8 protein-coding genes and 1 pseudogene are annotated in these 13491 nt (G+C 68.5%); 6 read left to right on the top strand and 3 right to left on the bottom strand.

Going from position 1 to position 13491, the window contains the following annotated elements; genetic code table 11:
* Positions 1–47: 47 nt before the first annotated feature.
* The 3 genes and pseudogenes from plsY to topA all read left to right on the top strand — a co-directional run.
* Positions 48–635: pseudogene (plsY, locus tag SPHPHY_RS18965) on the top strand (glycerol-3-phosphate 1-O-acyltransferase PlsY); the annotation flags it as partial.
* A gap of 110 nt (positions 636–745) precedes the next feature.
* Positions 746–1834: a DNA-processing protein DprA gene (gene dprA, locus SPHPHY_RS0102320; protein WP_028056393.1), complete on the top strand. Its 1089-nt coding sequence runs from the start codon at positions 746–748 to the stop codon at positions 1832–1834.
* A 104-nt stretch (positions 1835–1938) separates the two neighbouring features.
* Positions 1939–4530, top strand: coding sequence for a type I DNA topoisomerase (gene topA, locus SPHPHY_RS0102315; RefSeq protein ID WP_022685102.1), 2592 nt, complete (start codon positions 1939–1941; stop codon positions 4528–4530).
* 1150 nt (positions 4531–5680) lie between these two features.
* Here topA and SPHPHY_RS0102310 read toward each other — a convergent pair.
* The 3 genes from SPHPHY_RS0102310 to queF form a co-directional block, all read right to left on the bottom strand.
* Positions 5681–6961: a glycoside hydrolase family 130 protein gene (locus tag SPHPHY_RS0102310; RefSeq protein ID WP_022685101.1), complete on the bottom strand. Its 1281-nt coding sequence runs from the start codon at positions 6959–6961 to the stop codon at positions 5681–5683.
* Positions 6962–7008: 47 nt separating this feature from the next.
* On the bottom strand, positions 7009–9282 hold the full coding sequence (locus SPHPHY_RS0102305; RefSeq protein WP_022685100.1) for a glycosyltransferase family 4 protein: 2274 nt from the start codon (positions 9280–9282) through the stop codon (positions 7009–7011).
* A gap of 127 nt (positions 9283–9409) precedes the next feature.
* Positions 9410–9856 (bottom strand): preQ(1) synthase, encoded by a 447-nt coding sequence (gene queF, locus SPHPHY_RS0102300; protein ID WP_028056392.1) that lies wholly within the window; start codon positions 9854–9856, stop codon positions 9410–9412.
* Between the two features lie 74 nt (positions 9857–9930).
* On the opposite strand from queF, the gene SPHPHY_RS0102295 reads away from it, so the two are divergent.
* The 3 genes from SPHPHY_RS0102295 to SPHPHY_RS0102285 are packed head-to-tail and all read left to right on the top strand — an operon-like array spanning position 9931 to position 13246.
* Positions 9931–10779 carry a sulfurtransferase gene (locus SPHPHY_RS0102295; protein ID WP_022685098.1) on the top strand — a complete coding sequence of 283 codons (849 nt, stop codon included), beginning with the start codon at positions 9931–9933 and terminating at the stop codon, positions 10777–10779.
* On the top strand, positions 10776–11972 hold the full coding sequence (gene metC / locus SPHPHY_RS0102290; protein ID WP_022685097.1) for a cystathionine beta-lyase: 1197 nt from the start codon (positions 10776–10778) through the stop codon (positions 11970–11972). The genes SPHPHY_RS0102295 and metC overlap by 4 nt, the downstream gene beginning before the upstream one ends.
* Positions 11969–13246, top strand: coding sequence for a mechanosensitive ion channel family protein (locus tag SPHPHY_RS0102285; protein WP_231370323.1), 1278 nt, complete (start codon positions 11969–11971; stop codon positions 13244–13246). Before metC ends, SPHPHY_RS0102285 begins: the two co-directional genes overlap by 4 nt.
* The last annotated feature ends 245 nt before the right edge of the window (positions 13247–13491 follow it).

Genomic DNA, 13491 nt, shown 5'->3' with positions numbered 1-13491 from the left:
CCGGGCGCACCAAGGGGGATCGAACGCTGCCAACCGAGATCATCTGGATGGCGCCGCTGTCGGCGTTGCTGATCGGATACCTGCTGGGGTCGATCCCCTTCGGGGTGATTTTGACGCGCATGACCGGTGCGGGCGACCTGCGGCAAATCGGCTCGGGCAACATCGGCGCCACCAACGTGCTGCGTACCGGGCGCAAGGGGCTGGCGGCGGCGACGTTGCTGCTCGACCTCGCCAAGGGGCTGGCCGCGGTGCTGCTGGTGGCGTGGATCTGGCCGGGCGATCAACCGCTGGCAGCGGCGGGCGCGTTGATCGGGCATTGCTATCCGGTGTGGCTGCGCCTTCGCGGCGGCAAGGGGGTGGCGACGCTGATGGGGATCGCGCTGGGGCTCGGCTGGCCGATCGGGCTGGTGTTCGCGATCGTGTGGCTGGGATTGCTGGCGGCGACGCGGCTGTCGTCGCTGGCCGGGATGGCGGCGGCGATCAGCACGCCGGTGACCGCCGCGATCCTCGGCGATTTCGACGTGGTGCCGTTGTTGATGGCGCTGGCCGCGATCGTGCTCTGGAAGCATCGCGCCAATATCGCGCGGCTGGTCGACGGCACCGAACCGCGCGTCGGCGCGTCGAAGCAGCATGCGGCCGGCGGCGGCGGCGGTGATGACAGCGGTGGTGGCGACATCGGCGACGCTGGTTGCGGCGATGGCGGCGGTGGCGGCGGTGGTTGCGACGGCGGCGGCGGCGGCGACTGATGACGACGGCTGCGGACGAGGTGGCGGCGCGGCTGCGGCTGATCCGCACGCCGTCGATCGGCCCGGTCAGCTATCGGCAATTGCTGGCACGCTTCGGCTCGGCGGCGGCGGCGCTGGACGCATTGCCGGAGCTGGCGCGGCGTGGCGGCGGGCGCGTGCCGGAGCCTCCCTCTACCGCGGCGATCGAACGCGAGCAGCAGCTGATCGAGAAGCTCGGCGCACGGCTGCTGTTCCTGGGCGATAGCGATTACCCGGCGTTGCTGGCGGAGATCGACAATGCGCCGGCGGTGCTGACGGTGCGAGGCGACCTGTCGCTGGTGACGCGCACGCCGGTGGCGCTGGTCGGCGCACGCAACGCGTCGGCCGCGGCGTGCCGCTTCGCGCGCACGCTGGCGCACGATCTGGCGGCGGAGCGGGCGAGCGTCGTCTCCGGGCTGGCGCGCGGGATCGACACCGCGGCGCACGAGGGCGCCGGCCACGCGACGATCGCGGTGATCGCGGGCGGGATCGATGTCGCCTACCCGCCCGAGAACGCCGCGCTCCAGGAGCGGATCGCGCAGGAAGCGCTGCTGATCGCCGAGATGCCGCCCGGCACCGAGCCGCGCGCGCGGCACTTCCCGCACCGCAATCGCATCATCGCCGGGCTGGCGCTGGGCACGCTGGTGGTGGAGGCGGCGCCGCGCTCCGGCTCGCTCATCACCGCGCGGCTGGCGGGGGAGCAGGGCCGCGAGGTGATGGCAGTGCCGGGTCATCCGTCCGATCCGCGCGCGCAGGGCTGCAACACGCTGATCCGTGACGGCGCGACGCTGGTGCAGAATGCCGCCGACGTGCTGGAACAGCTGCGCCCGATCGACGCGCGCGCGGCGGTGCGCGCGCCGGCCCGCGGCTGGGGCGCGCCGCCGCCTGCCGACGCCAGCGATGCCGAGCGGCAGCGGATCGATTCGCTGCTCGGCCCGGTGCCGGTCGCGGTCGACGAACTGGTGCGGCAGTCCGGATGCGCGCCTGCGGTGGTGCAGATGGTGCTGCTGGAGATCGAGCTGGCCGGTCGCCTGGAGCGGCACGCCGGCGGACGGGTGAGCCTTTTGTGACGTGCTCCCGCTACCCAAGATCACGCCGACGCTGGCGGCTTGACGCCCCCCGTCGACAGCCCTCACCCTCGCACGTACGTGTGAGGCTCCCTAGTTAGGCACCAATGCAGCTCGTCATCGTCGAATCGCCGGCCAAGGCCAAAACCATCGAGAAGTACCTCGGTTCGGACTATCGCGTCCTCGCCAGCTACGGTCACGTCCGCGACCTGCCGCCGCGCGACGGGTCCGTGAATCCCGACGAGGGGTTCGCGATGGAGTGGGAAAACTACGCCGACAAGGCCAAGCAGCTGAAGGCGATCGCCGATCTCGCCAAGACCGCCGACCGCCTGATCCTGGCAACCGATCCCGATCGCGAGGGTGAGGCGATCAGCTGGCACGTGCAGGAGGTGCTCGCCAAGCGCAAGGCGCTGCCCAAGGACGTGCAGCGCGTGACGTTCAACGCGATCACCAAGCAGGCGGTGACGGAGGCGATGCAGGCGCCGCGCGAGCTGGATACCGACCTGATCGACGCCTATCGCGCGCGGCGGGCGCTGGACTATCTCGTCGGCTTCACGCTGTCGCCGGTGCTGTGGCGCAAGCTGCCGGGCGCCAAGTCGGCGGGCCGCGTACAGTCCGTCGCGCTGCGCCTGATCGTCAGCCGCGAGCGCGAGATCGAGGCGTTCCGTGCGCAGGAATATTGGTCGGTCATCGCGCAGCTGGAGCAGGACGGCACGCCGTTCGCGGCCCGGCTGGTGCAATGGGACGGCAAGAAGCTCGACCGGCTGTCGATCGGCAACGAGGGCGACGCGCTGAAGGCCAAGGCGGCGGTCGAGGACGGTCGCTTCGTGGTCCAGTCGGTCGAGACGAAGCCGGCGACGCGCAACCCGCCACCGCCGTTCACGACCTCGACGTTGCAGCAGGAGGCGGCGCGCAAGCTCGGCTTCTCCGCCGACCACACGATGCGGATCGCGCAGCAGCTCTACGAGGACGGCGCGATCACCTACATGCGGACCGACGGCGTGCAGATGGACCACAGCGCCATCTCCGCCGCCCGCGTCGCGATCGTCGATCGCTACGACGGCGGCTATGTGCCCGACAAGCCGCGCCAGTACCAGACCAAGGCGAAGAACGCGCAGGAAGCGCACGAGGCGATCCGCCCGACCGACTTCGCGAGGGACCGCGTCGGCAGCGGCGACCATGCGCGGCTCTACGACCTCGTCTGGAAGCGCGCGCTGGCGTCGCAGATGGCGTCGGCGCGGATGGAGCGCACGACCGTGGAACTGGCCGACGGCACCGGGCGCAACGTGTTGCGCGCGACCGGGCAGGTGGTGCTGTTCCCCGGCTACCTCGCGCTCTACGAGGAAGGGCAGGACGACAGCCAGGACGAGGACGCCAAGCGCCTGCCGCGGCTGCGCGAGGGCGACGCCCCGGCCAAGAAGGGCGTCGACGCCGAGCAGCATTTCACCCAGCCACCGCCGCGCTTCTCCGAAGCGTCGCTGGTCAAGCGCATGGAAGAACTGGGGATCGGTCGCCCGTCGACCTATGCCTCGATCATCAAGACACTGAAGGACCGCGCCTATGTGCGCGTCGAGAAGAACCGCTTCTTCGCCGAGGAGAGCGGACGACTGGTAACGGCCTTCCTCGAGCGCTTCTTCGAACGCTATGTCGGCTATGATTTCACCGCCGGGCTGGAAGAGGAGCTGGACGACGTGTCCGGCGGACGCGCGCAATGGCAGGCGGTGCTGGAAGCGTTCTGGCGCGACTTCAAGCCGCGGACCGCCGAGGTGATGGAGCAGAAGCCGAGCGAGGTGACCGCCGCGCTCGACCAGTTCCTGGCGCCCTATCTTTTCCCCGACAAGGCCGACGGCGGCGATCCGCGGCTGTGCCCGGCATGCCAGGCCGGGCAACTGGCGCTGCGCGGCGGCAAGTTCGGCGCGTTCATCGCATGCAGCAACTATCCGGACTGCAAGTTCACGCGTCGCTTCGCGCAGGGCGGCGATGCGGCGGCCGAGGACGCGACGCCGGAACAGCTTGGCCACGATCCCGAGACCGGCCTGCCGGTCGAGCGCAAGAGCGGGCGGTTCGGCCCGTACATCCAGCTGGGCGAGGGCAAGGAAGCCAAGCGCGCGTCGATCCCGAAGGACATCGGCGAGCTGGATCTGGAAATGGCGCTCAAGCTGCTGAACCTGCCGCGCGTCGTCGGGCAGCATCCGGAGACGGGCAAGGACATCGCCGCCAGCATCGGGCGCTATGGCCCGTATCTGGTCCACGAGGGCAAATACGCGCGGTTGCAGTCGACCGCCGAGGTCTTCGAGACCGGCATGAACGCCGCGGTGGTCAAGCTGGCCGAGGCGGCGGCGAGCGGCGGTCGGCCGGCACGCGGCGCGGCGCGGGAGCCATTGAAGGTGCTTGGCGCACACCCCCGCACCGAGGCGGAGCTGAAGCTGATGGAGGGCCGCTACGGCCCGTACGTCACCGACGGCACGACCAATGCGACGCTGCCGAAGACGATCGCGCCGGACCAGCTGACGCTGGAGGAAGCCGCGCAACTGATCGACGACCGCGCGGCGGCAGCGCCGGCGGGGAAGACGAAGAAGAAGGCGCCGGCGAAAAAGGCCGCTGTGAAGAAGCCGGCGGCGGGCGCGGCGAAAAAGGTGCCCGCGAAGAAGGCGCCTGCGAAGAAGGCGCCTGCGAAGAAGGCTGCGGCGAAGGAGTGACCTGACGCCGCGCACGCCTTCGCCCGACTGCCGGCGAAGGCAGGCGTCGGGCCGGCGAGGCGGATAGGGTGGACCGCTGCGTTCACCACGGCTGCGCACCCTTCACGACGCCGTCTTGGCGGACACGAGGAAGCGATCCAGAGCCGGACCAGTACGCCGCGGATTGCCTCGCTCCGCTCGCAAGGACGGAGTGCCGGGCAAGCCGCAGCAGTTCAACACGATCGACGTTCACCGAGCATCGACACCTGATCTTCGCCGTCACATCAATCAGACGCCCGCGAGCTCATGAGGCGGCATCAAGGCCGGCCCACGTCGATTGTGTCGTAAATATCGTGAGGCAGGCAGATTCGACTTCGGACTTGAGTGACGATCCGTCGCAGGACCGAGCCGGCAGTGTCTCGCGGCACCCCGGCGAACGCCGAGGCCCGGTTGCAACGGACGATGTGCAAGCACGCTGCGCGTGGTCAGGTCTTTTCCTGGGCAGCCGTACTGCAGCCCGCCTTTGTCGCGAGCATGACGCGGTGAAGCCGACTTGTAAGCGCCGCCACGCGGTCCCGACTCGCGCAGTGAAACCGGTAAAAGCGCGGGAACGCCCGGTGATGATATCGCCGTCGCGTTCTGCCTCGGGCAACGCTCGATCACCGGTTGGCAGTAGCGGACAGTAGCGCGAGATCACCGTCAGGCGGAGCATGGCGGGGAAGAAGTCAGCGCGGCCGAGGTCGTGACGGGCGAGCCGGCTGGGGCTCGCTGAACGGCGACATAGCAGTGGTGACAGGCGGCCTGGCGGTACGGCAGCAGGACAATCGGCGGTCCCTTGAGTTCGCGTGCCCAGCCGGAGCGGCACGTCACCGCCGCGTCGATATGCCGTGCCAGCGCAGCGCTGGTCGAACAGGCTGCACGATCTGCGGCCGTCGCAGGAAAGCCGCTGGACTGGATGAGCCGTCGCGGCCTGCGCTGACGTCGTTGAGCGTTGTCACAGGCGGTCACGACATCCCGGGTCGCCCGGCGTGCAAGAACGCCGCAAGAACCCGCCAATCGCGCCGCCGGCGTGACGTCGAACAAAAGCGACGGTGCTGCCCCGCCGGCCGGACCTGTCACCGCGCGACCGTCGGCCGCGCGGCGCCGCGGACGGTGCCGCGGCTGCGACCGGTCACATCTTCGCCAGCAGTTCCTTGATCGAGACGAATGCGAAGCCGACCGAGCTGTCCGCGATCCCGTACGGCATGAACAGCTTGTCGCCATGTTTCATCGCACCGCAGGTGTAGACCACGTTGGGCACATAGCCCTCGCGGTCCTGATCCGCCGCAGCGAGGATCGGCGAACGCGTGCGGCCGATCACGCGCGCGGGGTTTTCCTTGTCGAGCAGCGCCGCGCCAATCGAATACTTCCGCATCGCGCCGACGCCGTGCGTCAGCAACAACCAGCCCTCGTCGATCTCGATCGGCGGACCGCAATTGCCGATCTGCACGAACTCCCACGGAAAGATCGGCTTCAGGATCAGCTCGCCGTCATCCCAGTGCGTCAGGTCGTCGGTGCGCAGCAGGTAAAGGTTTTCGCCGTCCTGCCGCCCGATCGACAGATATTCGCCGCCCACCTTGCGCGGGAACAGCGCGATGCCCTTGTTGCGCGCCGCGCTGCCGGTCATCGGGATCAGGTCGAACGCGCGGAAATCGCGGGTGCGCATCAGCTCCGACTGGATCGTCGCGCCATTATAGGCGGTATAGGTGCCCAGCCATTCGTAGCTGCCGTCTCCGTGCTGGAAGTGCACGAGCCGCAGATCCTCCAGCCCCTTGGACTGCGCATCGGTGATCGGGAAGATCACCGTGCCCGACAGCGTGCTGTCGCGGTGGCGGTGGACCGTCACCGGCCCGCTGGGCGGTGCTTCCTCATCGGTGCCGGTCGCATCGGTGGCGGTGGCGAACGGCGGCTCGGGTGCAAGCTTGAGCTCGTTCTCGCTGGTGATGATACCTTCGCGGAACGCCACCGAGGAGATGTGCCCCTCGCCCACCGCGCGCAGGCTCATGACGATCCGCTGCGCACCGTCCTCCATCCCGGACTGATCGGGATGCGGCACCGCGCTGGGGTTCATCAGCGCGGCGGCGGCATAGCTGTATTCGTGGCAGAAATACGCGCCGATCAACTGCCGCTTCTCGTCGGAGATCAGACTGGCATCCAGCCCGTGCGCCGTGGCGATCTCGTCATAGCGGGTCATGAACACGCGGCGCGTCTGCCAGTGCCGTGCCTCGAAATCCTTGAGCACCAGCTCCAGTTGGTCACGCGCCTCTTGCGGCGACATGTCCATGACTTCGCTGATCAGCCGCTGCGAACGGCTGACGCCCTTCGCATTGGCGATCCAGCCGATGTGGAACGGGCGAACCACCACGCGCGAGGGATCGGCGTGGAGACGTAGCCGATGGTTGAAAAGCTCCAAGGACCAGCCTCGTGAATTGTGACGTCGGGACGCGCGCGACGCTGCCGTCAGGCAGTGACGCGCGTCGTCCCTGCCACGCTTCCCACGCGCTTTGATAGCCCTGAAATCGCGCAAGATGCCATTTGCAGCGCGAGAATGGACTCTGCACCCTGATTACGGTTGAGCCCGGTCGGCATCAGGCCGTCGAAACAGCCGCCGTCGCGATAGGTCGCGAGCGGCAGGTCGAGGTCGTTGACGCCCAGATACCAGTCGTAGGCGCGCTTCGCCTCGTCATACCAGCGCACATCGCCGGTCGCGTCGAACGCCGCCGCGCACGCATCGATCGTCGCCTGTGCCTCCAGCGGCTGCTGGTCGAACGGCAACGGCTCGGCATAGACGCGTCCGAAGCTCTCCGAGCCGACTGCGCGGAAATGTCCCTCGGGCGCGGTTTGGCGCGAGACGATCCAGTCGAGCGTGTCGAGACCGCACGCGATCAGGTCGGCACGGTCGAGCGCAAGGCCGGCGCGCAGCATCGCCTCGGGCAGACGCGCATTATCGTACGCGAGCACGATCTCGAACCAGCCCCATTCCGGACGACGCGCCTCATCAAGCAGCGCGAGATGCTGGTCGGGGAAGCGGCGCAGGATGCGAAGCGCCAGGTCGTGCCCCGGCGATGCCTCGAGCATCGCCGCCGCACCGAGCATCGCGAACGCCTGCGCTCGCGGGCTGCCGAGTTCGAGCGCGAGGCTGGCGGTGTTGTCGAACATCGCCTTCGCCCAGTCGCGGTGCTTGGCCTCCCGCGCATCGCGCGCGGTCACACCCAGCGACCAGAGCGCACGCCCGTTCGAGTCCTCGGACCCGACATCTTCACACCACGTGCGGTCGAAGTTCATGAAATTGCGGAAGCGCCGCGCGTCGGGGTTCCACGCATATTGGACGAACGAGGCGTAGATCGTCATCCACTTGTCGCGGACGACCGGGTCGAGATCTTCGATTCCGCTCATCAACATCAACGCGCGGGCATTGTCGTCGATGCAATAACCGTGGCGCCGGTCGGGTACCGAAAAGATCGAGTGCTGGAGCATCCCGGTCGCATCGCTCATTCGTTCGACGGCCGCGATATCGGGAGCCAACACCTGTTTGTCGGCATTGCCCGGGTGCGGCAGCCGCTGCGTCCGGGTCGCGAGGCTGGCCATCAGTTCGTCCATTGCCTTCTCCACTACGCGCGGCCAGATCATCGTCCGGCCCCGCGCATATGCCCGGGCCGACAGACGCGCGAGGTTTCGCGCGCTGCCGAGCAGGTCGTTGATCTCACGCGCGAACGCGGCCGGGTCGCGGAAATCGACCAGAACGCCGTGTCCGTCGGCAAGGATTTCGGTGGCATGGACATAGGGGGTCGAGACGACCGCCTTGCCGACGCCGACGGCGTAGCTGAGCGTGCCGCTCGTAATTTGCGCCGGGTTCAGATACGGCGTCGCATAGATGTCGGCGGCCTGCAGATAATCGATCAGGTCGTCGTGGTCGACGAACGCGTCGATGAACGCGACGTTCGCGCCTACACCCAGTTCGTCCGCCCGCGAACGCAGCGAATCGCGATACTTCTCGCCTTCATGCGCAACGAGGTTCGGATGCGTGGCGCCCAGCACCACATACATCGCCTCCGGATGGCGCTCGACCACCGCCGGCATCGCCTCGATGATCGTCTCGATCCCCTTGCCGGGCGCGAGCAGCCCGAACGTGAGGATCACGCGCCGCCCGCTCCAGCCGAACCGGCCCTTGAACGCTTCCGGCTCGGCGAACGGACGGTCGGGCACGCCGTGCGGAATGGTCGCGATCTGCTTCGGGTTCGCGCCGTAGACGCGCTCGAGGATCTCGCGCCCGCGCTCGGCCATGACGATGACCTTCGCCGCGCGACGCAGCAATCCTTCAAGCACGGTGCGCTCGGCAGCGCTGGGCTTCTCGAGGATGGTGTGCAGCGTGACGATCAGCGGGATCGACACCCGGTCGAGCAGCGCAAGGATGTGTGCCCCCGCCTCGCCGCCATAGATGCCGTATTCATGCTGGAGCCAAAGCACCTGCGCGCCGCTGGTCTCGATCGCACGCGCCGTCGCGATATAGGCATCGCGGTCGTTCTGCGGGATCGTTCCAGTCACCGCCGCGGGATAATCGTAACGGCCGGGATGATCGTCCATCGCGTAGACGTCGACCTGCATATCGGGAAAGCGCGCACGCAACGCCTGGTAGGTATCGGTCGTGAAGGTCGCGATCCCGCACTTGCGCGGCAGGAAATTACCGATCAGCGCAATATGCCCGACGTCCTGCGCTCCGGTCGACTGCTTCATCCCCAAGCCTTTACAGATGGGCACGGCGCCCGTTGCGCGCGTGTTCGCAAAGATGAACCGTTCTTACGACAAAAGGTTGCGGACTTTCCGCACCGCAGCATCAATAGAAGCCCCTGACATCGATCAATCATCCGCGTCCGCGATAAGGCGCGACCCCCTGCTCGGGCAACCACAACCCTTGCGGCACCTCGCCTGATTGCCAGAAGACGTCGATCGGCATCCCGCCGCGCGGGTACCAATAGCCGCCGATTCGCAACCAGCGCGGCTGCATCTCGCGGAACAAGCGCTCGCCGATCCCGACCGTGCAATCCTCGTGGAAGGCGGCATGGTTGCGAAACGCGCCGAGGAACAGCTTCAGCGACTTGGATTCGACGATCGTCTCGCCCGGCGCATAATCGATAACGAGATGCGCGAAGTCGGGCTGCCCCGTGACCGGGCAGAGCGAGGTGAATTCCGGCTGGGTGAAGCGCACCAGATAGGTCTGCGCCGGGCGTGGATTCGGGACGTAATCAAGCACCGCCGCTTCGGGCGAAGCGGGGAGCGTGCTGGACTGGCCAAGATGCATCGGAGTCATGCGCGCGCACATAGGACAGGTGCCGCGCAATTGCGACCTGTTCCCCCGCCCCGCGCTGCGGCTATGGAGACGGGATGCACGCTCTCGTCCCCACCGAATGGCTCGCCGCGAACCTTGCCGCGCCCGGCCTGCGCATCCTCGATGCCAGCTACCACGTCGGCTTGCCCGGCGAACCGCCGCGCGACGCCGCAGCCGAGTTCGCCGCCGGCCACATTCCGGGCGCGACCTTCATGAATCTCGCCGCCTTTGCCGAACCCGGTGCCGAGCTGCCATCGACGATGCCCGGCGCGACGCATTTCGCGACATGCGCAGGGCGACTGGGGCTGCGCGCCGACGACCACATCCTGCTCTACGACGACGCACCGCATCGCACCGCGGCGCGCGCCTGGGTGATGCTGCGCGCCTTCGGGTTCACGCAGGTTTCGCTGCTGGACGGCGGGCTGGCGAAGTGGAAGGCGGAGGGGCGGCCGCTGGAACAGGGCGACGCCGGCCATGCGCCGGGCACCGTCGACATCACGAGCGCGGGCGTCGGGCTGCGTGACCTCGCGGCGATGCGGGCGATCCAGCGCGACGGCAGCGAGCAGATCGTCGACGCGCGCTCGGCGGTGCGCTTCACCGGTGCCGAGCCCGATCCGCGGCCCGGCGTCGCGCCCGGCCACATGCCCGGCGCGCGCAACCTTCCGTACACGCAGCTGTTCGAGGCGGACGGGACGTGGAAGCAGGGCGAGGCGCTGGCAGACGCGTTCGCCGCGGCCGGGGTCTCCACCGATCGGCCGATGGCAATGACGTGTGGTTCGGGCATCACCGCCAGCGTGCTGGCGTTCGGCGCGCACCTGCTCGGCAGCGACGCCGCGGTCTACGACGGCAGCTGGACCGAATGGGGCGGCGATCCCACCACCCCGAAAGCGACGGGTGACGCATGAGCGATCGTGACGACACGATCCGCCCGGCGACGCGGCTGGTCACCGGCGGGCGGCGCAAGGAATGGACGGCGGGCGTGGTCAACACGCCGGTGTGGCGCGCATCGACGATCCTCTACGACGATGTCGCGCAACTGCGCGCGACCGGCGCGCGCGATACCCACCACCGCCTGTTCTACGGCCGGCGCGGCACGCCGACGCAATGGAGCCTCGCCGATGCGCTGACCGAGCTGGAGCCGGGCGCCGAGGGGACGTTCCTCTATCCCTCCGGCGTCGCCGCAGTATCGGCGTGCCTGCTCACCCTGCTGTCGCCGGGTGACGAACTGCTGCTCGTCGACAGCGCCTATGATCCGACGCGCAGCCTTGCCGACAAGCTGCTGGCGCGCATGGGCGTCACCACCCGCTATTACGATCCGCTGGTCGGCGCCGGCATCGCCGACCTGATCGGCGAACGGACGCGCGTGATCTTTATGGAAAGCCCGGGCAGCCTGACCTTCGAGGTGCAGGACGTGCCGGCGATCGTCGCCGCCGCCAGGGCGCGCGGGGTGGCGACCGTCATCGACAATACCTGGGCGACGCCGCTGCTGCTCCCCGTGATCGAGCGCGGCGTCGACTATTCGATCCTTGCCTGCACCAAGTACATCGGCGGCCATTCCGACGTGATGATGGGTTCGGTGACCGCCGGGCCGGGACGCTTCGCCGCGCTTCGCGACACGAGCTTCCAGCTCGGGCAAGTGGTAAGCGCCGACGACGCCTATCTCGCCAGCCGCGGGCTGCGCACGATGGGTGTCCGGCTGGACAGGCATGAGGCGAGCGCGCTCCGCATCGCGCAGTGGCTGGCGGCACGCCTGGAGGTGGCGCGGGTGCTGCACCCCGCGCTGCCCTCCTGCCCCGGCCACGACATCTGGCGGCGTGACTTCCGCGGCGCGGCGGGGCTGTTCTCGTTCGTGCTGGCGGGAGGCGACGACGCGGCCCGTACTGCCTTCATCGACACGCTGGTGCATTTCGGGATCGGCTATAGCTGGGGTGGCTTCGAAAGCCTGGCGGTTCCCGTCGACCCGCAGCGTCACCGTTCCGCCACCACCCCGGATTTCGCCGGGCCGCTGGTGCGGCTACAGATCGGGCTGGAGGATGCGGACGATCTGATCGCGGATCTCGAACGCGGGCTGGACGCGTGGCGGGCGGCGCAGGCGTGAACGATCTCACCGCATTGTTCGAGATGGTGCCGGCGCAGGCCGACCTGGTCGAACTGGCGGTGGCGGGGACACTGACGCTGATCGCGCTGGCCGCGGGCGTCGCGGCGCAGCGGATCGCCGGTGCGCGGGTCGCGCAATGGTGGCGCGACCGCGTCGGCGCGCATGTCGAGGGATTGCGCCCGCGCATCGCCACGATCGTGCGGCACGGCGTCGCCGCATTGCTGCTCGCGTTCGTCTATGTCGTGTGGGGATGGGGTCCGCTGGCCGCGGCGGCGATCGGCTTCGCGATGGCGGCGGCGGCGACGCTGACCGCGCACCAGTTGATGCGCGGCGTCGGCATCCCGCGCTGGGCGGCGGCGGTGGTCGAGGTGGTGGTGTTCACCGCCTTGTTCAGCCACGCGGTCGGCGGGCTGGAGCCGATCACCTCCACGCTGGACGCGATCGGCGTGACGGTGGGGACCAGGCGGCTGTCGCTGCTGGCGCTGGTCGGCGCCTTGGTGACGCTGGTGGTGTTGATGGCGATGGTGCGGCTCGCCAACCGCATTACCGCGCACACCATCTCACATGCGCGCGCGTTCGACCCCACGCAGAAGGTGCTGGCGCAGAAGATCGCCGGGATCGCGATCGTCGTTTTCGCCTTCCTGTTCGGGATCGACCTGCTGGGTATCGACCTGACCGCGTTCGCCGTCTTTTCCGGCGCGTTCGGGCTGGCGGTCGGCTTCGGCATGCAGAAGACGATCGGCAACCTGATCGCGGGAATCATCCTGCTGCTGGATCGCTCGATCAAGCCGGGCGACGTCATCGCGGTCGGCACCAGCTTTGGCTGGGTCAACAAGATCGGGGTCCGCGCGGTGTCGGTGGTGACGCGCGACGGCAAGGAATATCTGATCCCGAACGAGGATCTGATGACCCGCGAGGTCGAGAACTGGTCCTATTCCGACCGCAACGTCCGGGTGCGGATTTCCGTCCGCGTCCCCTATGATTGCGACCTCACGCTGGCGCAGGAACTGATGCTGCGCGCGGCGCGCGAATCGCCGCGCGTGCTCGACAGCCCGAAACCCAACGTCTGGCTGACGGCGTTCGGGACGGACGGGGTGGAGCACGAGATCCTCGCGTGGATCAGCGATCCGGAGAGCGGGGTCGGCAACGTGCGCTCGGACGTGCTCAACCGGCTGTGGGTGATGTTCCGTGACGCCGGGATCGGAATGCCGTTCGCGCAGCGGGATATCTATGTGCGGAGCATGCCGGAGACGCCACCTCCACCGGCCCCGTAAGCCGTCCGCTCCTGCCGCAGCCGCGGCGTCATGCCTGTCGCATGAGCGCGTACAGCGGGATCAGATCCGTCGTCGCGCGCGGCTTCAGCGCCGGATCAGACGCCCTGGAGTGCTTCACTCGTTCGCGATGACGGAGAAAGGATCGATCCGCCTTTATCCTGCGCGGACAACACGATCACGTCGCATCATCTCTCGAGCGTCGCGCGGGACGACATCGCGATCGCCCCCGCCTGCGCAGAAGCGAA

It is taken from the genome of Sphingomonas phyllosphaerae 5.2 (assembly GCF_000419605.1).
Taxonomy (GTDB): Bacteria; Pseudomonadota; Alphaproteobacteria; order Sphingomonadales; family Sphingomonadaceae; genus Sphingomonas; species Sphingomonas phyllosphaerae_B.
The sequence above is the reverse complement of the archived record's forward strand: the minus strand, read 5'-3'. Positions and strand labels throughout refer to the sequence as shown.

Excerpts from the sequence above, each read along its gene's own strand:
- SPHPHY_RS0102305 (WP_022685100.1), bottom strand. The coding sequence starts at position 9,282 with ATGAAGCAGTCGACCGGAGCGCAGGACGTCGGGCATATTGCGCTGATC.
- metC (WP_022685097.1), top strand. The coding sequence starts at position 10,776 with ATGAGCGATCGTGACGACACGATCCGCCCGGCGACGCGGCTGGTCACC.
- topA (WP_022685102.1), top strand. The coding sequence starts at position 1,939 with ATGCAGCTCGTCATCGTCGAATCGCCGGCCAAGGCCAAAACCATCGAG.
- queF (WP_028056392.1), bottom strand. The coding sequence starts at position 9,856 with ATGACTCCGATGCATCTTGGCCAGTCCAGCACGCTCCCCGCTTCGCCC.
- SPHPHY_RS0102295 (WP_022685098.1), top strand. The coding sequence starts at position 9,931 with ATGCACGCTCTCGTCCCCACCGAATGGCTCGCCGCGAACCTTGCCGCG.
- dprA (WP_028056393.1), top strand. The coding sequence starts at position 746 with ATGACGACGGCTGCGGACGAGGTGGCGGCGCGGCTGCGGCTGATCCGC.